Genomic DNA, 23102 nt, shown 5'->3' with positions numbered 1-23102 from the left:
TTCAATAATAGGGTTTAGTAATAGAATTCAGTAATAGCGCTCAACTACATTGGAAGGTCAGCATTAATTAATAACGTGATTAACGATCACTTGAGCAATCGACATAATTAACGCATTGATTTCTGCCATTTTCTTTGGCTTTATATAACGCGATATCAGCTTCAGTCAGCATTTTATGAGTGTTATTTTTTTCCCCATTAGAAGCCGTAAAACCAATACTAATAGAGATAGGTAATTCGATTGAATCATAACAGATAGGGAAATCACTGATTTTTTTTCTTAGCTTTTCGGCCACTAATGCAGTTTCTTCAAGGTTGGTTTCAGGTAGAAAAACAATAAACTCCTCGCCGCCGTATCGACCTATAATATCAGCAGAACGTAGCGTTTCTATACAGCGTTTAGAGACTTGTCTAAGCACTTCATCACCATATAAATGCCCATATTGATCATTGATGTGTTTGAAATGGTCCATGTCAAACATGATAAGTGAAACTTGCCCGCCATATCTATCAACTCTTTCAATCTCATCTACAAAACGTTTTTCCCAATGCGAGCGATTGTATAACTGTGTAAGACCATCGATACTGCTAACCCGCTCAAGCTCAAGACAAGCTTCTTGAAGTCGTATTGTAGATATCGCATTGTCCGTTACATCTTTAATCGTAATACAAACATATTCCACTTCGTTTTGATCATTACAAATTGGTGTGAAACAACTATTTTGATACATATACTCAATACCACCCGTTATCGAGCGGCCATTAGGAAGTTTTACTAGGTAAGGTCGTTGCTCCCATGAAGTGTAAGATTGCTGATTTAATAAAAAAACATTTCTAATTTTTCGTTCAAACCATTTCCTTGGTAAATCATCAAAACATTCAAAAAAATTCAAGCCAACAATTTCATTTTCTGTGAAATCACTATGCACATCCATAAATTTATTCCATAACTGAACCGTGAAATTTCTATCCACGACAAAGATGCCATTATCTACAGAATCAACGATGTTATTGGTGTATGGGAAAGCATTACTCATAATTTTTTAAAATTCATCAAGTAGTTTATCTAAAATAGTTTTAAGGTATTTAATTGATTTATCAGGTAACAACAGTAACAAATCACATTGGAATGAATGTTCTTTAACACTGTATTCTATTTTTATTGATAACGCATGGCTCCATTGAATATCTTGTTTTTTAAGTAAATTATCGACTAAGATTGATTGTCCGATAATAGAAGGAGGCGTATTAAAAAAACGTTCTGAAAGCTGTTCAGCAATGCCACTCAAGCAAGCACCGTTGATGATATTTGAAATCTCTAACAATATCTCTTGTTCGAATGAAGGCGTTATCTCTTCATCAAACTCAAGCAGTTTAGCTAAACCTTCAAAACTAGTATTACTGAATATGGTTAACGATTCACCGCTAAATTTAGGGTTATTAATATGAGTATAAAACCCTTGCCTAACAGCTGACACTTTTTCTGCTGGAATCAGCCGATGCAGTGCAGAGGTTAATTCTTCAGAGCTAATAATTTCAATGGCAGGTACTGATAACGTTACATATTGTTCAAATAGTACAGAAAGTGATTGGCCAGCCTGTCCCATGCCTATATTACAAATTTCTTGTAAATAATCACGTTGGTCTTCATTGAAATTAGCGTTATCTATCATAATAATTCATGCTTAGTTAATACCTCAAGTAACGCGTCTTCAGAGGCTGGTTTTCTAACAAAATCGAGTGCACCGTCATCAAACACTTTTTTTCTCGCTTCACTTTGAAGGTCTGCAGAAACAACGATTGTTTTTATGTTCAAACCCTCGCCTTTCATAATACTTAACACCTCAAAGCCATCTAAAACAGGCATCGTTAAGTCCAAGAATAAAAGATCAAAATGATTAGCCCTAACGGCATCTAATGCCTCTTGACCATTTGTTACAAATGTCACATTTTCTTTCAATTGCTCTGGTAACGATTTTCTCAATTGCTTTCTAGCAATATTGGAGTCATCGCAAATTAAAACAGAAACAGTCATTTTATTCCCTTCATAGTAAATAGTCCGCACACCAATAACCCATAATTAACTCTGATAATGTCTAATATTGCAGACATTCCTAGGTTATTAGAAAATGCCTTCATAGTGACTCAATGCATTTATTAATAATATTAGCACATATAAGACTTTACCCTAAATGAATAGAGAGAAAGAAAATAATAGGCTAATTTTGTATTAATGAGCATATTTAAAGCAAGAATAAACAAACTTTATTAATAAAATGACCTAAACGTTAAAGAACAAAATAAAAAAGCAGACTTATTTCAAACAGGCTCTCACTCATCTTGCCCAAAAAAGACAAACCACCAACAACGACTTAGCTGACTATATTGAATGTGTATTTTTGTATATTGCTATCAGCACTAAGTGCCATCCCGTATTTCCGTTGTTAATACGGAATGATCCTGCCTATCCACATGATTAATAGTTGATAACTTACGTTAAAGTATTGTTTTTAGATTATAGTGATGGCTTATTGAATAGATTTTAGCAAATTAAACTATTCCGTATTTCCACCGTAAATACAGAATAATTCTGTATAAGAAGCTGTTAGCTTACAAATGGAGTCTATCTGTTGTATCGAATTATTAATTTTTGTGCTTTTGTCGCTTGTCTTGTTTGGTTGTATGTAGAGCCTAGCCCAGAACCTGTTGTGGTTTTACTTTTGAGCACCGCTGGTTTTTTTAGAGATGATATACATGGTGTTATTGGTAAAAATATTTTTACTCTTACACCAAAAAATAAATTAATTCGGGACTTTAGTTCTTCAAAATTTTCCTTTATTAGTTCAGAGTTGATTAATCCAAGAATTTTAGAAGATTTAGTTGGTTGGTTAAGTGATGGCGGTGATCAAATCGTTTCTATCAACATTACAGAATCAAATATGAGTAATCGCTATCACGGCAGTATCACATCAGAAGAAATAGACTCTGGTTACCCTATTATAACTTCCGCACATGAAGAAGGTGCTTTTAGTTACAGGTATTTAGGCTGTTCTTTTAGTGGAGTTCATCTGATACAAACTTGGGATCATGGCGGTGGTTCTGGTGTGTTTTGCAATGTACTTCTTGTTACATTAAGCCAAGACTCAGCAATTGAATACGAGAAAAACAAAATTGGTAAAGTTGATCGTTTCGTTGTGAAACTTGTTAGCTCTATTCCTTTAGGTGACAGATATGAAGGTGCGCTAAATTATAAATTTGGTTTTCTTTCAATTCCCGCTTGTAAAGGAATACGTTCACTGAGGGAATCTAAATCAACATTATTGGTACTGTAAGCTGACAAGGCATTTAAACGGAACTAAAACAGTGGGTGAGATTGTTGCATCGCTTCATTTGTATAAATTCTCTAGCCTCATTATGTACACTAAAGATGGAAAATCACATGAGTTGTATTTTTTGCGATATCGTCAAAGGTAAGTCTCCTTGTCATAAGATATGGGAAGATGATAAGCATTTAGCATTTCTATCAATATTTCTAAATACCAAAGGTTTTACTGTCGTCATTCCCAAAAAGCATTACGCTAGTTATGCATTTGAACAAGATGATGATGTTCTTGCAGAGCTTACTTTAGCCACTAAAAAAGTGGCATTGCTGCTTGATAAAGCCCTTGATGGCGTTGCACGTACAGGCATGTTCAACGAAGGTTATGGTGTTGATCATTCGCATAGCAAACTATTCCCAATGCATGGAACGGGAGTAGAATCTAAAGTAAATAAATATTTTGAAAGTTATGAAGGCTACTTATCTTCACATGATTTTGAACGTGCTGATGATGAAGAGTTGCCTAAACTAGCTGCTTATGTGCGTTCATATCTATAACGCGGCTTTTATAAGCGGAACTAAAATAGCTTGTGCGCCATCACTCACCATAAAATACACCACTACAGCACTAAAAATATGAATTAATCCTAAGATGATAAACAATGTGATGTTTAGTAAAAAGAGTAAAGGATTGCCCTCGAAAATACAGGAAGATATTTCCTTTAAGTTTTTAAGCTGAGGTGAAGGATATATATCTAATGATTCTCATTCTAAAATAAATAAAGTCAGGAAAAGGAATTGTTTAAAATCACACAGCAACCGCTTTTATTATGATCAATCACGACTCTAATATCACATAATAATAATGTTTCTATTACCTTCCATAGCGTCTAAAATTCATATTCATTATGATGAATCAAACGATGGATAGCCTGAAAGGAGTATGGTGAAAAGGGTTATAACACTTAGCAATATTGACTTTATTCGCAATCATCAATGTATTGATATAAAGTAGCTCTACTTATTTTTGATAATAGTATGACTATCGTAAACAGCGGTTGTTAACTATCAACATTCTTCAGCATGTCTCCGATAGATGAGAATAGTAGTAATGACTGGTACGAATTAATTGGGAAGACCACACAATGCATTATCAACATAGTCACACGACAATACTGAAAAAAGCGTTACCTTTACATTATAATCATATATTCAACGCTTTTACTTTATGGCGATTGAGCAGTTCAACGTGGCTGTTCTTATTACTGATACTGACTGCAAATTTACTTAGCGGATTCATTGCACCTAAAGCGAACGCCTTAGACACCGACAGTACTATACAAGTGAAAGCCGCCTCTGAGATTGAAATAAAACGCGGGTATTTAGAACACATCATTAGCCAACAAGAAAGGTTAGTGACTTCACTCGTTGAGTCACCTTTTATGAGTTCATATGTAGCAGGCTATAATGAATCTGATCGAGAAAGCTTAAATGAACTTTTTCTCACGACGGCCACTATCAATAAATATTATATGCAAGTTCGTTTTATAGATAATCATGGCCAAGAAAAAATCCGTATTGAGCAATCAACTAAAGGCTTAGCGCCGATCATCATAAAAGAATCAGCCCTTCAGAATAAAAGTAAACGAGAGTATTTCATAGAAATGACAAACACGCTCGCGGGTGATGTATGGCATTCACCTTTTGATTTAAATAGAGAGTTAGGGCAAATAGAGCAAGTTCCTAACCCAACTTATAGGATTTCATCACCCGTATACTTGAATGATAAATTTGCAGGCATGGTGATCATCAATTTAGATATGACCAGTGTTATCAGTTATTTAACGGAATCTACTGACTTTTTGGTTTACTTAGTCGATGCGGATAACGAAGTACTTGTTCACCCTGATGCTACAAAATCATGGAGTAAGTATTTAAAGGGTCGTAATAAGTACCAAGAAACAGCGGAACAAAAATTGAAAAATAAGACACAATCTCTAGAAGATATTTTTAAAAATAGGGAAGGTATTCGTATTATTCTTGAACCGATTGAAGCAAGCTCTCCGCTTCCAAAAGCAAAATAGATAAATAATAAATAATCGATCCATTAATAAGCTGGATCGTTAGATAACAAAAAGCCGACTGACGTCGGCTTTTTTAATTTAGAATAAATAAAACTTATTCTACTGTAACCGCTTTTGCTAGGTTACGTGGTTGGTCAACATCCGTGCCTTTGATTAAGGCGATATGGTAAGACAGTAATTGCATCGGCACTGTATGGAAGATTGGTGCAATGATTGGGTCTACGTGAGGTAGTGAAATAATCTTCATACCGTCACATGCTTCAAACCCTGAGTTCGCATCTGCAAACACATACAATAAACCGCCACGTGCACGTACTTCTTCAACGTTTGATTTCAGCTTTTCTAACAAGTCATTGTTAGGCGCGACAACAACAACAGGCATATCGGCATCAACTAGTGCTAATGGACCATGTTTTAGCTCACCTGCTGCATAAGCTTCAGCGTGAATGTAAGAAATCTCTTTAAGTTTCAGTGCCGCTTCCATCGCGATTGGGTAATACTCACCGCGGCCTAAAAATAGCGTATGGTGTTTATCTGCAAAGTCTGGTGCTAACGCTTCAATTTCTTTATCGAACGCTAATGCTTTTTCAATTTGCGCAGGCAATGTATGTAAAGCGTGCACAATTTCAGTTTCTTTCTGCTTATTAATCGTGCCTTGCTCTTTACCGATCGCTGTGACTAGAATCAACATGGCAGCAAGTTGTGTGGTGAATGCTTTAGTTGATGCTACGCCGATTTCAGTTCCTGCACGTGTCATAAATGCTAAGTCAGATTCACGTACTAATGAAGAACCAGACACGTTACAAATTGACATGGCAGACATGTAGCCTTTCTCTTTCGCTAAGCGTAATGCGGCTAATGTATCAGCGGTTTCGCCTGATTGAGAAAGTGTGAGTAATAAGCTGTTTGGACGAACAACAAAGTCGCGGTAACGGAATTCAGAAGCGATTTCAACATCACAACTTACACCAGCAAGTGACTCAAACCAGTAACGAGCAGCCATACCTGAGTTGTATGATGTACCACAAGCAATGATTTGAACATGTTGTACTTTAGATAAAATCTCTTTTGCGCCTGCACCAATGCTTTCAACAACGATGCTATCTTCATTGATACGACCTTCTAACGCACTTAATAGTGCAGTAGGTTGTTCAAAAATTTCTTTTTGCATGAAGTGACGGTACTTACCTTTACTACCTGCATCATGCTCAACAGTAGATTCAATCACTTCACGTTCAATTGACTGACCGTTTACATCAAAAACACTGACTTCACGACGCGTAATTTCAGCAACATCACCTTCTTCAAGGTAAGTAAAACGACGTGTTACGTTTAAAAGTGCTAATTGATCAGATGCGAGGAAGTTTTCACCGATACCATGACCGATAACAATTGGGCTGCCTGAACGTGCTACGACTAAACGAGATGGGTCACGGCTATCTAATGCCACCATGCCGTAAGCACCTTCTAATTGAGGTACCGCTTTTTGGACTGCTTCACGTAATGAAGTTGATGTTCTTAATTCCCATTCAACTAAATGTGCGATGACTTCAGTATCTGTTTGAGATTTAAAAATATAACCACGTTGTTGCAATAACTCACGTAGCGGCTCATGATTTTCGATAATGCCGTTATGTACAATAGAAATGTCTGCTGAAACATGCGGATGTGCATTAACTTCAGAAGGTTCACCATGTGTTGCCCAACGAGTGTGCGCAATACCTGTTCCGCCCATTGCTTGCATATCTTCAACAGCATCGGCTAATTCTTTCACTTTACCTAAACGACGAACACGAGTTAATTTACCTTCGCTATCAACAATGGCGACACCTGCTGAGTCATAACCACGATATTCTAATTTTTTTAGACCTTCGATTAAAATTTCAGATACTTCTCTTTGCGCAACTGCACCAACGATACCGCACATAAACTTCCCCTGATATTAGTTTTAAATTAATTAATTGTGCACTTTAATTCATTTCCTTGTAAATATCACGCACAAATATGCATAAACATGCACAAGTACGATATTTAACTCTAAATAGGCAATTATTTAATTGAAAACGGCATAATAATGCATTGATTGTTTATTATTAATACGGTGATCAATTCCTGCATTACTCTTCTATTTTTACAGTTATCTATTCACTTATATGGGATTACTGTTTAAAGTTACAGTTCATCAATTATCGATTGGAAAGTGCATGTTAAATACCCCGCTTACTCAAGCTTTGTCTTTAGTTTGGAAATTATTAACAGTTTTGATCTTACCTGTGATTATGGCTATTTATGTAAAAATCATGGATAGCTATTATGGCCCGTTTGCTTTTGAAGATTTAGACTTGGGTAAAAATTTACATAAGTGGATTGTTTTTGCTATTTATTTAGCTTTTCTGCTTTGCTGGAACAGACTTAACCCGCATGTGATAAGCGCATTAAAAAGAATGGAATATTAAAATGTCTGCGGATTTATTAGCAAACAATGCTCTCTTGTTGATTGGTCTATTAAGCACCCTACTGTTGATCGTTTTATTATTTACCTTCAATAGCTTATCTCGTACTAAAAAAGCCTTAGCGGAACAACATCTCACGTTAAAGCTAACAGAACAAAACCTACAACATCAAACCCAACAAAATGAAGCTCAAGAAAGTAAAATAGATGATTTATCGCTGCACAATGAAAGCTTACAAGCACAAGTGAGCAAATTAACTACACGCGTTAGAGAATCAGATATTCGATTACAAGCTGGCGAACAGCGTTTACGCGACCAGCGGGCAACAGAAGAAAAGTTAAACCAACAATTTGAAGTATTATCACAACGTATTTTTCACGATAAATCCACGCAATTTAAGCAATTGAATGAGCAGTCTATTAAGCAGTTGTTAGATCCATTAAGTACGCAGTTGGAAGGCTTTAAAAAACAAGTAACTGATTGTTACGTTAATGAAAGCAAAGAGCGTTTTAATTTAAAGCGCGAAATTGACCAGCTTGCTAACCTGAATAACTTAATGCATCAAGAAACACAAAACCTAACAAACGCTTTAAAAGGCGATAATAAACAGCAAGGTAATTGGGGCGAGGTCGTTTTACAGCGAATTTTAGAAAACTCAGGGTTACGCGAAGGTCATGAGTACGCAACGCAAGTCAATTTAAAAGACAGTAAAGGACAACGGTTCTTACCCGACGTAATTGTTAACTTACCACAACAACGCAATATTATTATCGACTCTAAGGTTTCTTTAGTCGCTTATGAACGCTACTTCAATAGCCAAGATGTAGGTGAGCAGAAACAAGCGATCGATGCGCATTGTTTATCGATAAGACAACATATTAGAGGGTTAGGTAAAAAGGATTATCAGGACTTAATTGGTGCCAACACCTTGGATTATGTACTGTTATTTGTGGCTGTTGAACCTGCCTTTATTGTTGCTTTAGAGCATGATCCTAGCTTAGTACAATTAGCGTTAGACAATAATATTTTATTAGCCAGCCCAAGTAACTTAATGATTGCACTACGTACGATTGAAAACTTATGGCGTTTTCAACGTCAGGAAAATAATGGTCAGTTAATCGCACAGCAAGCGAGTAAATTATACGATAAATTGCGTTTATTCAGTGATAACTTCTTAGAAGTCGGCTCTCAGATAGATAAAGCACAAAAAACCTACCATAGCGCACTCAAGCAGCTTAGTTCTGGACGTGGCAACGTGATACAACAGGCAGAGCAATTAAAAGGCTTAGGTGTCCCGATTAAGCGCCCTATCGCAGATCAGCTTACCCAGCAGAACCCAGATCCAGAGCAGTTGAGTGAATAGCGCTAGCTAAACAATTCCTTCATCCTAAAAGCTGCTTTATTTTATTTTCAAACCATTGGTAGCGTGAAGGCAATTGACGATAACGTTTTTGAGTTAAATACAGAGACTCTTGAACTGCATAAGTTAATGGCAGTACCTTTAATTGCTGTGGTTGACTAAATTGCTGCACTGCACGCTTTTGTAAAATAGTGTATCCAACCCCTTGCGCAACGGGCAGTAGTATTTGCTGTAATTGATTCACGTAACCTTTAATATTAAGGCTGCTAGGGCCTTTATAGTCTGCCGTAAAGTTGCTTGAGAAAACCTTTTCAAGGAAGTGCAAACCATCGGGATGATTAATAAATCCAAGTTGGTTAAGAGCAGAAAAATTCCAACCTTGCGCTAAGTCTACATCTGCATTCGCAGGTAACACCAGCTGTAGCTCTTCATAACCCACCAGCGTTTGTTTTAGTTGTTCATGCTCTGTTTGTCGGGTCACGATCCCTAAATCTATTTTGTTACTGAGTAAGTCATTAATAATATTCTGATTAGGCGCCGCTTCAACAAAAACACTTAGTTTAGGATGCACACTTTGTTGCTGCACAAAATAAGGGTAAAGAAAATTAGCGAGTGCGCCAGAGCAAGTTATTGAGCAAATACCTTGTGTCGGATCATCATGATTAATGCTTTCACTTAGCTGCTCTTCTAACGCACGCACACTTAATCCCATTTGATAAAGCTTTTCACCTGCCAAGGTTAATTCAAACTGTTTACCATAACGGGCTAATAGCAAAGTATTAAAATGCTTTTCGAGTTTTTTGATGTGTTGTGTCACGCCAGGTTGAGTCATAAACAGCTGTTCGGCAGTATGCGTAAAGTGCTTAGTCTCAACCAATTTCATAAAGGTATTTAAGTGTTTTTGATTAATCATTATTTACCTTGAAAGCGAGTGAACATTCATTGCTGGTGGAGTCATTGCTAGTAAATAGTTAAAGGGATCCGCTAGACTTATCGACGCCAAAAATGACGAGTAAGCATCACTGCGACCGTTAAAATCTCTAAACGTCCCATTAACATACCAATAGATAAAACCCACTTAGAAGGGTCTGGCAGCGCAGCAAAGTTACCCGATGGGCCAATTGATTCAACTAAACCAGGACCAACATTAGAAACAGCAGTAATTGAGGCGGTTAATGCCACCATGGAATGAGAGCCAAATAAGGTCAACAACAGAGTAGAAACGCCAATCGTCGTCATATAAGCAATCACAAAGGCAACTAATGAACGTAGAATTTCATCACTGACTTTACGATTATTGTATTTTTGAGGAAACAAAGCATGAGGATGCATTAATAACATTAAGTGACGCTTTAAAAGACTGAAAGCAATTTGAAAGCGGAATATTTTCATCCCACCAGAGGTTGATCCCGAACAGGCGCCAGTAAACAATAATCCACTAAAGACAATTAAACTAAAATCACCCCAAGTAAGGAAATCATCTAATCCAAAACCTGTGGTTGTAACGACTGAAACCACATTAAAAACACTTAAGCGAATCGCATCTGCCCATGAAAATTGGTCACTCATGACTAAATAAGCACTTAAACTTAATGAACAAACAGTCACCAACAAGGCAAAACCTTGAATTTGAGCATCTTTCCATAACGGCTGTAGCGATTTTTGTTTCATTCCTCTAATCATCAACAGAAAAGGCAGTCCACCTAGAAACATAAAGATAATAGCGTTCCAATGGGCAAAATGTGAGAAATGCCCCATTGAGCTATCAGAGGTTGAGTAACCTCCCGTAGAGATGGTGGTCATCGCGTGATTTACTGCATCGAAGTTTTCCATTCCAGCAAAACGATAACCAACAAAGCAACAAACGGTTAAAGAAACATAGACAAGCAAAATATCTAACGCAACACGGCGTGTTTTGGAGGACGATTTATCAGACCAATCGGAAGATTCCGTTTGGAATAAGCGCATACCACCGACATTTAAAAACGGTAATATCGCAACCCCCATAACAATGAAACCTACCCCGCCTAACCATTGCAGAATAGATCGCCATAATAAAATGCTTGGGTGCATGGTATCTAAACCATGTAATACCGTACTACCCGTGGTTGTAATGCCAGACATGGTTTCAAAGAAGGCGTCGCTATAACTAATATGTTGAATAAACACAAAGGGCAAGGCGGCAAATAAACTCGCTAAGATCCACACCCCAGTGGTCAGCATAAACATTTCTTTCACCCCCAAATGGGAGCGATTAGTTTCACCACCAATGTATAAGAAAGCGAACGATGCTAGATGTGTAATGATGATTGACGCTAAGAACTCCATCCCACCAAAAGATTGGTAATAAAAAGCTAATATCATGGGGAAATACATAAATACTGCCATTTTTGACAGTACTAACCCCGTGATAAAAAACAGTGGACGATAGTTCATCTAGTCTCTCTTACAAGAAGAACGGACTTGGTTGGAATAGTTTTTCAATATCACTGATGTACTTTTTATTCACTAAGAATAGGATAACGTGGTCATCGGTTTCTATTACCGTGTCATCATGTGCAATCAGTACCTGTTCATCACGCACAATAGCGCCAACACTGGTTCCTTTAGGGAGTTTTAATTGGGAAATTTCTTTGCCCACTACTTTAGATGTCATACTGTCGCCTCGCGCAACAATCTCAATCGCTTCAGCTAGCCCTTCACGCAGTGAATAAACATGTTTTAAATCGGCTTTACGTACATGTGTTAATAAGGCCGATAATGTTGCTTGTTGCGGTGAGATGGCAATATCGAGGATATTCCCTTGGATCAAATCGACGTAAGCAGTACGTTGAATCAATACCATCGCTTTACGTGCACCTAAACGCTTTGCCAACATCGCAGACATGATATTCGCTTCATCATCATTGGTGACGGTAATAAATAAGTCTGTTTGGTCAATATGCTCTTCAAGTAGTAAATCTTGATCTGATGAGTCACCACAAAAAACAATCGTGTTCGATAATGTTTCAGACAAATATTCAGCACGGCTGTAGTTTTTCTCGATCAATTTGACTGAGTTTTCTTTTTCTAAGCGTTTCGCTAAGCTTTCGCCAATATAACCACCACCGACAATCATGATCCGTTTATAAGGATGTTCAAGCTTTTGCATCTCACCCATAATTGCACGAATATTTGGACTCGCAGTAATAAAGAACACCTCATCATCAGCTTCGATAATCGTTGTGCCTTGTGGGCGAATCGCTTTACCACGTCTAAATATTGCAGCTACACGCGCTTCGATATTAGGCATATGCTCTTTTAAAGCAGAAATAGCATTACCTACTAACGAACCACCATAATAGGCACGAATCGCCACCAGCCCAACTTTACCATTTGCGAAGTTAGCCACTTGAAGTGCACCCGGATATTCTATTAGTTGTGCAATGTAATCACTTACTAACTTTTCTGGTGCAATAATATGGTCAATCGGGAAAGCATCTTTATTAAAGAGCTCTTTTTCGTGCATCACGACACTTTGAGAGCGAATACGCGCTATTTTTTTAGGTACATTAAATAATGTAAAAGCGATTTGGCAGGCAACCATGTTAATTTCGTCACTGTTAGTCACCGCAATTAACATGTCAGCATCAATGGCACCAGCATCGCCCAATGTATGTGGACTAGAAGCACTGCCTTGCACTACGCGCAAATCAAATCGATCTTGTAGTTCTTGTAAGGCTTCGTGGTTTTCATCAACTACGGTGATATCGTTATTTTCGCCAACCAGGTTTTCAGCTAAAGAAGCACCTACTTGCCCTGCACCTAAAATAATAATTTTCATTTTATCTCACTGCTTATCGATTGATGTTGCTGTTTTTATAACGCTTTTTGTAGTTTCGCGTAATAAAATCCATCCATTTTTTGCTCATTAGGCAAAATTTGGCGACTTTTTATTGCATCATTATTTTGTGCAGATAATGGAATTAATGATGCATCATTTGTATTTTCTAAAAAGTCTTTGATTTGTAGATCGTTTTCATCGGGCAAAATAGAACACGTTGCATAGAGCAACACACCGCCCGGTTTCAATTTTTTCCATAATGCGCTCAAAATATGCTTTTGCAACGACACTAATTCACTAATATCGCTATCACGTCTTAACCAGCGAATATCAGGATGACGGCGAATAACGCCCGTCGCACTACAAGGTGCATCACATAGAATGCGATCAAACTGTTCACCAGACCACCATTCATCAGGTTTAGATGCATCTCCGTGAATAACAGTCGCTTCTAGATTCAACCTTTCTAAATTTTCTTTAACACGTAATAAACGCTTTTCATCAAAATCAACGGCCACCATTTGTTTAAGCTTTGGTTGTAGCTCTAACGTATGAACGGTTTTGCCACCAGGCGCAGAACAAGCATCTAACACCAAGTCATTAGGCTGTGCATCTAAATAATGTGCAGCTAATTGCGCAGCGCCATCTTGCACTGACACCCAACCTTCAGAGAACCCAGGTAACTGGTAAACATCACAGGCATTTTCTAAACATAATGCATTGTCATTACCCTCTGCAATGTCTGCCTTTTTATCTTGCTCTGTTAATAGAGCAAGATATTGTTCACGATCATGAAAGCGTGAATTTACACGCAACCACATTGGCGCTTGTTGATTATTGTCCGTCATGATTTGCGCTGCTTTTTCTTCGCCATAAGCTGCTTGAAGACGTTTAACTAACCAACTTGGGTGACAATATAATAATGCAGGTTGTTGATCGGCTTGCTCAATTAAGCTTTCTTGTTCGCGTAAAAAACTACGTAACACGCCATTGATCATGCCTTTTAATGCAGGTTTTTTAAGGGCTTTAGCACCGTTAACCGTTTCACCAACAGCTGCATGGCTTGGAATACGGGTATACAACAACTGATAAATACCGACTAAAATCAGAAAGTGTAAATCACGTTGTTTACCGGTTAATGGCTTTTTCATTAATGAACGACAGAAAAAATCTAAGCGAGGCAGAGTACGTAATACTCCGTAACACAGCATTTGTACTAAAGCTTTATCTTTAGGGGTGAGGTCTTGTTGAATCGCAGGCAATGCTTGTGATAACGATTGCCCCTTTTCTACCACTTGATTTAATACTTTAGCGGCAATCGCACGTACATTCATTTATTATTAACCTTGTTCGAGTAAGTTGCTTGATGTGCTAAACAGATCATGACGAGAGTTTAAAACATCTGCGACAGGCATCGCTTTTTTACCTGCTAATTGAATTATTTCTAGATTTAAAACACCTTTACCCGTCGCTACTTGAATACCTTGCTTGTCGACTTTTAAGACAGCACCTGCAATGGCAGTGGTTTCAGTATCAACGATTTTAGCTTGGTGTACTTTAATGACTTGCCCTGCCCATTCAAAATGACTGATTGGCCACGGATTAAAAGCACGAATACAGCGGTCAATAAATTGCGCATCGTCTTGCCAATTAATTTGCGCTTCGACTTTACTTAATTTTTTCGCATAAGTAGCAGCATTTTCATCTTGCTTTTCTGCCACTAACTCACCAGCTTGTAATTGATTAATGGTTTCAATTAAAACAGCGGGCGCCTGCTTTGCAACTTTCGCATAAAGAGATGCACTGGTTTCATGCGCATCAATAGGGCAACTTACTTTCTTAAGCATATCACCAGTATCAAGCCCTTCATCCATTTGCATAATCGTCACACCGGTTTCTTTATCACCCGCCCAAATAGCACGTTGGAAAGGTGCAGCACCTCGCCATCTTGGCAATAATGAACCATGAACATTTAAACAACCTAGACGAGGCGTGGTTAATACACTCGTAGGTAAAATTAACCCATAAGCCACCACGATCATTAAGTCTGCATTTAATGCAGCAAGTTGTTCAACACTATCGCTTTGTTTAAAGTTTTCTGGTTGATAAACAGCAATATCATTTGCGAGTGCCACTTCTTTTACTGCGCTTGCTGTCAACTTTTTACCGCGCCCAGCTGGACGATCTGGTTGACTATAAACAGCAACGACATCAAATTCAGCGTCGATCAGTGCTTGTAAATGATTGGCAGCAAAATCAGGCGTGCCTGCAAAAATTATTTTTAGTTTTTCCACGAAACAACCTTAAACAAATGTAATGATAAATTATGAGAATTTTTCTTTTTGACGCTTAAGCTTTTCAAGTTTCGCTTTAATGCGTTTTTGCTTAAATGGCGATAAGTAATCAATGAATAACTTGCCTTTTAAATGATCCAACTCATGTTGAATACACACAGCAAATAAACCATCTGCTTTAACCACATGTGTTTCGCCCTCTACATCTTGATATTGTAAAGTAACAAACTCTGCACGCTCAACTTCTGCATTCGTTTCAGGAACAGATAAACAACCTTCTTCAGAGATTTCTACGCCATCTCTCTCTAAGATAGTTGGGTTAATTAATACAAGCGGTTGATCACGCTCAGCAGAAACATCGATCACAACAAGACGCTGATGAAAGTTAACTTGCGTTGCCGCTAGTCCAACACCATCTTCGTCATACATGGTTTCAATCATATCTGCAGCGAATTGCTTGATTTCAGGGGTGATCTCTTCAACAGGTTTAGCAACTGTTCTTAAACGATCATCTGGAAAATGTAATACTTCAAGTAAAGGCATGGTATTATTCTGCTCATAATTAATATTAAAAAGTTAATTCTAGTCATTTCCCTTTATAAAAAACAGTTTTATTAATCACAGGACAAGGATTGTTATGAAATTAAAATTTATTGCATCGCTGATCATTGGTATTGTTTTGTCGATGACAGCGCTTGCAGACACGCTAAAGTTAAGAGCAGATCACCCTGATACCTACATAGTGAAAAAAGGCGATACGCTATGGGACATCTCAGCATTATTTTTAAATAGTCCATGGTTATGGCCTCGCTTATGGGATAACAATAGCCAAATTGCGAACCCTCATTTAATTTACCCAGGTGATATTTTAAATCTTATATGGATAGATGGTGAGCCGAGACTTACACGCAAACGCTTAAAAAAATTATCGCCAATTCCTCGTTTAGAAGAGAAAAGCCAAGCGATTCCTATTATTCCATTAGAGATGCTTTCTGCCTTCTTATCAAAAGATCACATTATTGACCCCGCTTTATTAGAAGGAACACCACGTTTATTAGGTGATTCAGTAGGTTCTCCTCGTTTCTTTGAAGGTGACATTTTCTACGCTCAAGGCCAATATGATAAAAATAAACTTTATGGTATTTATCGCTTAGGAAAAAATTATAAAGGACCAGCTGGCAAAAACTTAGGAACTGAATTAATCTTTATCGGGCAATCACAAGTATCGCAAAGTCCAAATGTTGATACGACAGATAAAGTAACGCCACATGATTTAATCAAAAGTTCTCGCGAAGCGCGTCAAGGCGATTTGATATTAGCGATTCCAGAGTATGAAACAATACCTGCTTACTTTATCCCTAAACCTGTTCCAAAAACCATTAAGGGTAATATCTTAGCGGCTATTAATGGTACAGCCGCTATTGGTAAATGGGATATTGTTGTGATTGATAAAGGTAAACAGGACGATATTCAAATCGGCTCTATGTTTTCTATTTTACGTTCAGGGCAAGCTTTATTAGTAAATAACGAAGAAATCATTTATCAAGAAGACAGTAATGCTTTTGACCAAATAGGTGATGCTGATTTACAGCTACCCGCGGAGCGTGTTGGTGAGTTGATGGTCTTTAAAGTGTATGAAAACATAAGTATTGCAATACTTATGCGTGGTAGAGATGTGATTGGTTCTACATACAAAATTGAAGGGTTAGCGTTTTAAACTATAACCTCTTTAATTAAGAGAGGTTGTTATTCAAAAAAATCTATTTGAACAGGATGCCATTGTAGATTCCCTCTATTGCTGGATAGCACTTGATGCTATTCCAGCACTTCAAAAGCGTAAAGTTTTTACGCTTTTATCTCACTATTCCATTGAACAACTATTTAAACTTAATCAACAACAATTAGCAGCGCTTAACCTCAAATCTGAACAAATAGATGCTTTTCTACATCCTAATAAAGCACACATTCAATCTTGTCTGGATTGGCAACAAAATGCGGATGATCGTAATATCATCAGCTATGGCGATCCACGTTACCCTTTATTATTGAAACAAATAAGTAGCCCGCCGTTGCTCTTATTTACGCAAGGTAATCTGAACCTCTTAAACGCTCCACAAATAGCCATTATCGGCAGTCGCAGCTGTACTCCCTATGGCAAAGAAAAAGCCCATGACCTAGCACAAAGCCTTTCTAAAGCAGGTTTAACCATTACCAGTGGCTTAGCTATAGGTATTGATGGAATGGCACACCAAGGAGCACTAAAAGAAATAGGCTCTACGATTGCGGTACTAGGAACAGGCTTAAATAACATCTACCCAAAACGTCATGCTTCACTCGCAGCTGGTATTCGTGAAAAAGGACTATTGATCTCTGAATTTTGGCCCAATACGCCAGCCTATCCGAGTAATTTCCCAAGGCGTAATCGCATTATCTCGGGTTTGAGTCTAGGAACGTTAGTGATTGAAGCCTCCTTAAAAAGTGGATCATTAATTACTGCACGTTATGCAACCGAGCAAAATAGAGAAGTGTTTGCGCTACCTGGGTCGGTCGATAATCCTCAAGCATGTGGTTGTTTGAAATTAATTCAACAAGGAGCAAAATTGATACTCGATAGTGATGATATTATTAATGAATTTCCCACCTTAAATTTATTGACCTCAAACACAATAGAACAACTCACCTTAACTAAAAATCAGTCTCCTTTACTGGCACTAATTGATTATAACCTAACCAGTTTTGAAACAATTTTGGCACGTAGTGGAATGGATGTAGTGAGCTTACAAAATGAGTTAATAGAATTAGAGATAAATGGTATAATTAACGTCCAACCGCAAGGTTACACCAAGTTAAAAGGTTAGTTATGTTCGAAATTATCATGTATCTCTTTGAAAGCTATATACAAGTTGACCAAACCATGGAGCTTGATACGCAAGAGGTGACCGATGAATTAATGCAAGAAGGTTTTCAAAAGTCAGAAATAACCAAAGCGTTGGCTTGGTTAGACAACCTTGCAAACATGCACAACCAAGAGCCTCAAACGAGAGCGACAGCAGAAAAAAAGACATCGCACCGTATTTATAACAAACAAGAGCAACGCCAAATCTCTTTAGAGTGCCGTAATTATATTCACTATCTAGAAGAAGCGAAAATATTAACCACACACACACGTGAAATGGTGATTGATTGCATTATGTCTTTAGACAGTGGTGAATTGATATTAGAAGATGTGAAATGGCTGATACTCATGGTTTTATTTAACGACCCTGTTAGTGATGACGCGTTCTTACAATTAGAATCTATGCTGATGGACTTTGAAGATGGATTAATCCATTAGTATGAGCACTTTAAGCACTCACCATGAAAAAACATCTGAAGCCTGCCCAAAGTGTGCTTCTCCATTGCATATAAGAAATGGCAAACAAGGTCCCTTTTTAGGATGTAGTGCTTACCCTGAATGTGATTATTTACGTCCATTACATGAAAAAAGTGAAGTAAAAAAAGTATTAACTGGCAGCAGCTGCCCTTTGTGCCAGAATGAGTTGGTATTAAAACAAGGTCGCTTTGGGTTGTTTATTGGCTGTACTGACTATCCAAACTGTGAACATACCGCACAACTATCAGAACAAAATAAACCTGTAGAAGAAGCCCCTAAAGAAGACTCTGTTCCTTGCCCAAGCTGTAAAAGTGGTCATTTAATTGCCCGCCAATCTCGTTTTGGTAAAACCTTTTATGCCTGTGACAATTATCCTGATTGCAAATATGCAGTGAATGACAAACCCGTCAATGAGTTCTGCCCTGAATGTAAATGGCCAATATTAGTTGAACGAAAAACAGCGACTGCTAAACGTATAATCTGTCCTAAAAAAGGGTGTAGTTATCGCAGTAAGCCACTATAATTATTGGCTCTTTTGTATTCATACACCCTATATTATTCGCTTTTTACTGGGCGGCTGAACTAACCTACAATCAACTCATTTATTACTAGGAAAACTCTTAATGACCATCAATAAACATGAGCTTTCTCAAGCACTTTCAGCATTAACAACACAAGGTGTTATTGCCTACCCTACTGAATCTGTTTTTGGGTTAGGTTGTGACCCTGACAGCGAAGTTGCCATTCAAAAAATTCTCGATTTAAAACAACGCCCTGCACATAAAGGATTGATTTTAATTGCCGCTAATATCGAGCAATTAGAAAACTATGCTGACTTTTCATCTTTAAGCAATGAACAACTAGACAAGATAAAAGCAACCTGGCCAGGTCCTTTTACATGGGTTGTTCCAGTTCAGGCTTCGTTGTCAAAGCTGGTCAGTGGAGACTTTGATAGCATTGCAGTACGTGTCACTCAACATCCTGTAGTTCAAGCATTATGCACTGAATTTGGTAAGCCAATCATATCCACCAGCGCCAATCTATCTGGTGAGCAAGCATGTACAACCACGCAAGAAGTTGAACAGATGTTTGTTAATCATCCGCTACTTGATTATGTGATTGATCAACCCGTCACTGGCTTAGAAAATCCTTCACAAATCCACCATGCGTTGACAGGAAAACGGTTACGTTAATTTGCAGCAACTATTTTAAATAATAACGATTCCAAATAGTAAGGTGCCAATAAGTACCTTACTGTTATTAAGTAACCTCAGTTATGGATAAGCAAAGCATTGTAATATCGCTTTCATTAATTAGAATTGAGATTAAGTACCCATTTAACCTATTTCCTCTCAATTATTAGCTCAACATCTATTAACCTCCTATCGACTGAACTTTGCATCTCCTAGTGTAACGGGTATATAATCGCGCGCATCTTTTGAACGAGTTTTAAACAATCCCCTTATAACAGGAGTATGCATGAAAGTTGGTATTATTATGGGCTCAAAGTCTGACTGGCCGACCATGGAACACGCGGCAAACATGTTAGATTCTTTTGGTATTGAATATGAAACACGTGTTGTTTCTGCTCACCGTACTCCACAACTATTAGCTGATTACGCGTCTAGTGCTGCTGAACGTGGCATTAAAGTAATTATTGCTGGTGCAGGTGGTGCGGCGCACTTACCAGGCATGGCAGCCGCTTTTACCAGCTTACCTGTATTAGGTGTTCCAGTTCAATCTAAGGCACTTAAGGGAATTGATTCTTTATTATCAATTTGCCAAATGCCAAAAGGCGTTGCCGTGGGTACGCTGGCGATTGGCGAAGCGGGAGCAGCCAATGCAGGTTTATTAGCAACACAAATTCTGGCATGTCAACAGCCTGAACTATTGGCTAAAGTTGACGCATTCCGTCAGAAGCAAACAGATACTGTTTTAGCTAACCCAGATCCAGCGGTTTAATATGAATATTTTAGTATTAGGTGCAGGGCAACTTGCACGTATGATGAGCTTAGAAGCGGCGCCATTGAACTTAAATGTACGCGCTTATGATGTGGGTTCAAAACAAGTTATTCATCCATTAACATTACAATCCTTTGAACAAACACTTGAAGATGCTATCGCCTTAGTTGATGTGATCACCTGTGAGTTTGAGCATATTCCAGATGATGTGCTAGCACTGTGTAGTGAGAGTGGTAAGTTTTTCCCTGGTAAAGCGGCTATTAAAGCAGGTGGCGACCGTAGTATTGAAAAAGCGTTACTGGACAAAACTAACGTCCCTTCTGCACCTTATAAACTGATCACTGAAAAGCAGCACTTAGTTGATTCAGTATCATTACTCGGTTTACCGCTGGTTATTAAAACCTGCCAAGCGGGTTATGACGGGAAAGGTCAATGGCGTTTAAAATCAGTCGACCAACTAGACTCGATTTGGTCTGAAATGGCTGAGTTCATTACTGCGGGGACAGAAAGCTTTCCACACAGTATTATTGCAGAGAAAATGATCCCATTTAATCGTGAAGTATCAGTGATTGGTGCGCGCGATAAAGCAGGTAATATTGCGATCTACCCTGTTACTGAGAATCAACATACCGACGGTGTCTTAACGTTATCATTAGCCATTGAAATGGATCTTAATATTCAACAACAAGCTATCGATGCATTTAACAAGCTATCTGCAGAGATGGATTATGTTGGTGTATTAGCGATTGAGTTCTTTGATGTAGACGGTCAGCTGATGGTCAATGAGATTGCGCCGCGAGTGCATAATTCTGGCCACTGGACGCAACAAGGTACTGCTTGTAGTCAGTTTGAAAACCACATGCGTGCTGTTGCTGGTTTACCGTTAGGCGATACTCAATTGCAAAAAGTGAGCGCAATGATCAATGTATTAGGTCAAGCATCAATTAGCGAGCAAGTACTTGCTATCAGTGATGTTAAAAGTCATTGGTATGGTAAAGCGCAACGCGCTGGTCGTAAGATGGGCCATATTAATGTGTCAGCAGAAAACAATGCAGCGTTAGCTAACAAGTTATTACAACTGGCTGAAATCTTACCTGAACAAGATTATCCAGGTGTAAAAAGTACTGCACAGCGTTTATTAGAAAGTTAATATTAGTTTACGTTCTAAGTAGCTTTACTCTCTAATAAAAAAGCCGAGCTTCACATTGCTCGGCTTTTGTTTATCTGGCTATTGATGCTTTAATTTACATTAACCCTATAAGGTATTAAATAATCGTCAAAGCCACTATTTTTAATGGGTGGTTATCATCAAATGATGGAAAGTCTTGATGGCAGTCTAACCATTCAACATCTTCTACTGTACGTCCCTGTTTTTCAACACAGCGCACCAAGCTATTAAACCAAGCTTCTTTATCAACCTTCGCAACATTGTTACAACAAACAATAGTCCCGCCTGCTTTGGTTGTTAGTACAGCAGGTTTGAATAAGCTTTGGTAATCGTTGACCAAATCAACAGTACCAAATGCACTTTTAGCAAAGCGTGGGGGATCTAGAAACACTAAATCAAACTGTGACGCTGACATTTTCGGATAACTAGGTAGCTTTTTATTATTACGACTCGCGACTTTAAGTCCAGCTAACTGACGTAAAGCAGGAAAAGCATCACTTTGAATAAACTGACAAACTGATTCAACACCATTTAATGCTGCATTCTTTTGCCCTGCCGCTAATGCAAAAGATGAGAAATCGACATTCACTACACGTTTTGCACCGCCTACTGCTGCAGCAATACCGATCCCGCAAGTGTAAGAGAATAGATTTAATACACTCTTTTTATGACTGTGTTTTTTCATAAATTCACGACCAACACGCATATCTAAAAACAGCAGCGGATCTTGCCCTTCATGACGTAATTTAGTCGTAAATAAAACACCATTTTCAGACATCACTTGGTCGCTTTGTGCATAATCCTCTGTGCTCTCATCTAGCTCATTAATAATGCGAGAATTTTTGTTTGATCTGTCGTTATAAACCAGAGGTAAATCAGCAACATTTAACAATACCGCTTTAATCTCTGCTAACTGTTCTTCAGTTAAGGTTTCATGAAAAGTTTGAATTAACCATGCATCACCGTAACGATCGATATTTAACCCATTAACACCTTCTACAGTGCCGTGAAACACACGAAAACAATTAGTCAGAGGAGTATCAGATGAAACAACATTAAAGTTATTAATAAGATCGGCACGTTTTGCTAACGCAGTGGTTAATAAAGCAGTTATTGGCATAATCAAAGAACTCAGTAAAGGAAGATAGCTATTTAGCAAAAAGGTATGCCAGATAATGAAAGTCTATTCTAGCAAACCGTCCCCCAGCAACAAAACAAAAAACCAGCTTATCTTCATAAGCTGTTTTTTGTTTATTTACAATATTTT

23 protein-coding genes are annotated in these 23102 nt (G+C 38.0%); 12 read left to right on the top strand and 11 right to left on the bottom strand.

Translation table 11 applies throughout. The features are described from left to right. Positions 1-79: 79 nt before the first annotated feature. The 3 genes from Q0794_RS00220 to Q0794_RS00210 are packed head-to-tail and all read right to left on the bottom strand — an operon-like array spanning position 80 to position 2034. Complete coding sequence (locus tag Q0794_RS00220) at positions 80-1036, bottom strand: diguanylate cyclase (RefSeq protein WP_298939370.1); 957 nt, start codon at positions 1034-1036, stop codon at positions 80-82. A 6-nt stretch (positions 1037-1042) separates the two neighbouring features. Further along, positions 1043-1672, bottom strand: coding sequence for a histidine kinase (locus tag Q0794_RS00215; protein WP_298939368.1), 630 nt, complete (start codon positions 1670-1672; stop codon positions 1043-1045). Next, positions 1669-2034: a response regulator gene (locus Q0794_RS00210; RefSeq protein WP_298939366.1), complete on the bottom strand. Its 366-nt coding sequence runs from the start codon at positions 2032-2034 to the stop codon at positions 1669-1671. The genes Q0794_RS00215 and Q0794_RS00210 overlap by 4 nt, the downstream gene beginning before the upstream one ends. A 595-nt stretch (positions 2035-2629) precedes the next feature. Here Q0794_RS00210 and Q0794_RS00205 point away from each other — a divergent pair. The 3 genes from Q0794_RS00205 (at position 2630) to Q0794_RS00195 (ending at position 5402) form a co-directional block, all read left to right on the top strand. After that, on the top strand, positions 2630-3331 hold the full coding sequence (locus Q0794_RS00205; protein WP_298939364.1) for a hypothetical protein: 702 nt from the start codon (positions 2630-2632) through the stop codon (positions 3329-3331). Between the two features lie 107 nt (positions 3332-3438). After that, positions 3439-3876 carry an HIT family protein gene (locus Q0794_RS00200; protein WP_298939362.1) on the top strand — a complete coding sequence of 146 codons (438 nt, stop codon included), beginning with the start codon at positions 3439-3441 and terminating at the stop codon, positions 3874-3876. A 587-nt stretch (positions 3877-4463) separates the two neighbouring features. Continuing rightward, positions 4464-5402, top strand: coding sequence for a cache domain-containing protein (locus tag Q0794_RS00195; protein ID WP_298939360.1), 939 nt, complete (start codon positions 4464-4466; stop codon positions 5400-5402). Between the two features lie 94 nt (positions 5403-5496). On the opposite strand, the gene glmS is transcribed toward Q0794_RS00195, so the two are convergent. Continuing rightward, positions 5497-7329, bottom strand: a complete 1833-nt coding sequence (gene glmS / locus Q0794_RS00190) for a glutamine--fructose-6-phosphate transaminase (isomerizing) (protein ID WP_298939358.1) — start codon at positions 7327-7329, stop codon at positions 5497-5499. 277 nt (positions 7330-7606) lie between these two features. Here glmS and Q0794_RS00185 point away from each other — a divergent pair, with 277 nt between their 5' ends. Then, complete coding sequence (locus Q0794_RS00185) at positions 7607-7858, top strand: hypothetical protein (protein ID WP_298939356.1); 252 nt, start codon at positions 7607-7609, stop codon at positions 7856-7858. Between the two features lies 1 nt (position 7859). After that, positions 7860-9218 carry a DNA recombination protein RmuC gene (gene rmuC / locus Q0794_RS00180; RefSeq protein WP_298939354.1) on the top strand — a complete coding sequence of 453 codons (1359 nt, stop codon included), beginning with the start codon at positions 7860-7862 and terminating at the stop codon, positions 9216-9218. A gap of 19 nt (positions 9219-9237) precedes the next feature. Here rmuC and Q0794_RS00175 read toward each other — a convergent pair whose 3' ends face one another. From Q0794_RS00175 to def, 6 genes are all read right to left on the bottom strand, one after another. After that, positions 9238-10128 carry a LysR family transcriptional regulator gene (locus Q0794_RS00175; protein ID WP_298939352.1) on the bottom strand — a complete coding sequence of 297 codons (891 nt, stop codon included), beginning with the start codon at positions 10126-10128 and terminating at the stop codon, positions 9238-9240. A 77-nt stretch (positions 10129-10205) separates the two neighbouring features. Next, on the bottom strand, positions 10206-11651 hold the full coding sequence (locus Q0794_RS00170; protein ID WP_298939350.1) for a TrkH family potassium uptake protein: 1446 nt from the start codon (positions 11649-11651) through the stop codon (positions 10206-10208). A gap of 10 nt (positions 11652-11661) precedes the next feature. Continuing rightward, positions 11662-13038 carry a Trk system potassium transporter TrkA gene (trkA, locus tag Q0794_RS00165; RefSeq protein WP_298939348.1) on the bottom strand — a complete coding sequence of 459 codons (1377 nt, stop codon included), beginning with the start codon at positions 13036-13038 and terminating at the stop codon, positions 11662-11664. Between the two features lie 35 nt (positions 13039-13073). Beyond that, a complete protein-coding gene (gene rsmB / locus Q0794_RS00160; RefSeq protein WP_298939346.1) occupies positions 13074-14372 on the bottom strand; it encodes a 16S rRNA (cytosine(967)-C(5))-methyltransferase RsmB in 1299 nt (432 codons plus the stop codon). Positions 14373-14378: 6 nt separating this feature from the next. After that, entirely contained in the window at positions 14379-15332 is a 954-nt protein-coding gene (gene fmt, locus Q0794_RS00155) for a methionyl-tRNA formyltransferase (RefSeq protein WP_298939344.1), read from the bottom strand. Between the two features lie 30 nt (positions 15333-15362). Continuing rightward, on the bottom strand, positions 15363-15875 hold the full coding sequence (def, locus tag Q0794_RS00150) for a peptide deformylase (protein WP_298939342.1): 513 nt from the start codon (positions 15873-15875) through the stop codon (positions 15363-15365). A gap of 94 nt (positions 15876-15969) precedes the next feature. On the opposite strand from def, the gene Q0794_RS00145 reads away from it, so the two are divergent. From Q0794_RS00145 to Q0794_RS00115, 7 genes are all read left to right on the top strand, one after another. After that, positions 15970-17049: a LysM domain-containing protein gene (locus tag Q0794_RS00145; RefSeq protein WP_298939340.1), complete on the top strand. Its 1080-nt coding sequence runs from the start codon at positions 15970-15972 to the stop codon at positions 17047-17049. A 31-nt stretch (positions 17050-17080) separates the two neighbouring features. Continuing rightward, positions 17081-18190 carry a DNA-processing protein DprA gene (gene dprA / locus Q0794_RS00140; protein WP_366522480.1) on the top strand — a complete coding sequence of 370 codons (1110 nt, stop codon included), beginning with the start codon at positions 17081-17083 and terminating at the stop codon, positions 18188-18190. A 2-nt stretch (positions 18191-18192) separates the two neighbouring features. Next, positions 18193-18666: a DUF494 domain-containing protein gene (locus Q0794_RS00135; protein WP_298939339.1), complete on the top strand. Its 474-nt coding sequence runs from the start codon at positions 18193-18195 to the stop codon at positions 18664-18666. Between the two features lies 1 nt (position 18667). Beyond that, the gene (locus tag Q0794_RS00130) at positions 18668-19228 is read left to right on the top strand and encodes a topoisomerase DNA-binding C4 zinc finger domain-containing protein (RefSeq protein ID WP_298939338.1); all 561 of its coding nucleotides are present in this window, start codon (positions 18668-18670) and stop codon (positions 19226-19228) included. Between the two features lie 100 nt (positions 19229-19328). After that, complete coding sequence (locus tag Q0794_RS00125; RefSeq protein WP_298939337.1) at positions 19329-19898, top strand: L-threonylcarbamoyladenylate synthase; 570 nt, start codon at positions 19329-19331, stop codon at positions 19896-19898. 286 nt (positions 19899-20184) lie between these two features. Beyond that, a complete protein-coding gene (gene purE, locus Q0794_RS00120; protein ID WP_298939336.1) occupies positions 20185-20667 on the top strand; it encodes a 5-(carboxyamino)imidazole ribonucleotide mutase in 483 nt (160 codons plus the stop codon). 1 nt (position 20668) lies between these two features. Beyond that, positions 20669-21817, top strand: a complete 1149-nt coding sequence (locus tag Q0794_RS00115; RefSeq protein WP_298939335.1) for a 5-(carboxyamino)imidazole ribonucleotide synthase — start codon at positions 20669-20671, stop codon at positions 21815-21817. A gap of 115 nt (positions 21818-21932) precedes the next feature. Here Q0794_RS00115 and Q0794_RS00110 read toward each other — a convergent pair whose 3' ends face one another. Then, complete coding sequence (locus tag Q0794_RS00110; protein WP_298939334.1) at positions 21933-22955, bottom strand: class I SAM-dependent methyltransferase; 1023 nt, start codon at positions 22953-22955, stop codon at positions 21933-21935. Positions 22956-23102: the final 147 nt, after the last annotated feature.

Source organism: uncultured Psychromonas sp. (assembly GCF_947489755.1).
Lineage (GTDB): Bacteria > Pseudomonadota > Gammaproteobacteria > Enterobacterales > Psychromonadaceae > Psychromonas.
Note: the sequence above shows the minus strand (reverse complement) of the source record. Positions and strands in the feature narration are given on the sequence as shown.

Excerpts from the sequence above, each read along its gene's own strand:
- Q0794_RS00200 (WP_298939362.1), top strand. The coding sequence starts at position 3,439 with ATGAGTTGTATTTTTTGCGATATCGTCAAAGGTAAGTCTCCTTGTCAT.
- Q0794_RS00215 (WP_298939368.1), bottom strand. The coding sequence starts at position 1,672 with ATGATAGATAACGCTAATTTCAATGAAGACCAACGTGATTATTTACAA.
- Q0794_RS00170 (WP_298939350.1), bottom strand. The coding sequence starts at position 11,651 with ATGAACTATCGTCCACTGTTTTTTATCACGGGGTTAGTACTGTCAAAA.
- Q0794_RS00195 (WP_298939360.1), top strand. The coding sequence starts at position 4,464 with ATGCATTATCAACATAGTCACACGACAATACTGAAAAAAGCGTTACCT.
- Q0794_RS00185 (WP_298939356.1), top strand. The coding sequence starts at position 7,607 with ATGTTAAATACCCCGCTTACTCAAGCTTTGTCTTTAGTTTGGAAATTA.
- glmS (WP_298939358.1), bottom strand. The coding sequence starts at position 7,329 with ATGTGCGGTATCGTTGGTGCAGTTGCGCAAAGAGAAGTATCTGAAATT.
- rsmB (WP_298939346.1), bottom strand. The coding sequence starts at position 14,372 with ATGAATGTACGTGCGATTGCCGCTAAAGTATTAAATCAAGTGGTAGAA.
- Q0794_RS00210 (WP_298939366.1), bottom strand. The coding sequence starts at position 2,034 with ATGACTGTTTCTGTTTTAATTTGCGATGACTCCAATATTGCTAGAAAG.
- Q0794_RS00175 (WP_298939352.1), bottom strand. The coding sequence starts at position 10,128 with ATGATTAATCAAAAACACTTAAATACCTTTATGAAATTGGTTGAGACT.
- Q0794_RS00145 (WP_298939340.1), top strand. The coding sequence starts at position 15,970 with ATGAAATTAAAATTTATTGCATCGCTGATCATTGGTATTGTTTTGTCG.
- Q0794_RS00110 (WP_298939334.1), bottom strand. The coding sequence starts at position 22,955 with ATGCCAATAACTGCTTTATTAACCACTGCGTTAGCAAAACGTGCCGAT.
- Q0794_RS00135 (WP_298939339.1), top strand. The coding sequence starts at position 18,193 with ATGTTCGAAATTATCATGTATCTCTTTGAAAGCTATATACAAGTTGAC.
- Q0794_RS00115 (WP_298939335.1), top strand. The coding sequence starts at position 20,669 with ATGAATATTTTAGTATTAGGTGCAGGGCAACTTGCACGTATGATGAGC.
- def (WP_298939342.1), bottom strand. The coding sequence starts at position 15,875 with ATGCCTTTACTTGAAGTATTACATTTTCCAGATGATCGTTTAAGAACA.
- purE (WP_298939336.1), top strand. The coding sequence starts at position 20,185 with ATGAAAGTTGGTATTATTATGGGCTCAAAGTCTGACTGGCCGACCATG.
- Q0794_RS00130 (WP_298939338.1), top strand. The coding sequence starts at position 18,668 with ATGAGCACTTTAAGCACTCACCATGAAAAAACATCTGAAGCCTGCCCA.
- Q0794_RS00220 (WP_298939370.1), bottom strand. The coding sequence starts at position 1,036 with ATGAGTAATGCTTTCCCATACACCAATAACATCGTTGATTCTGTAGAT.
- rmuC (WP_298939354.1), top strand. The coding sequence starts at position 7,860 with ATGTCTGCGGATTTATTAGCAAACAATGCTCTCTTGTTGATTGGTCTA.
- Q0794_RS00125 (WP_298939337.1), top strand. The coding sequence starts at position 19,329 with ATGACCATCAATAAACATGAGCTTTCTCAAGCACTTTCAGCATTAACA.
- trkA (WP_298939348.1), bottom strand. The coding sequence starts at position 13,038 with ATGAAAATTATTATTTTAGGTGCAGGGCAAGTAGGTGCTTCTTTAGCT.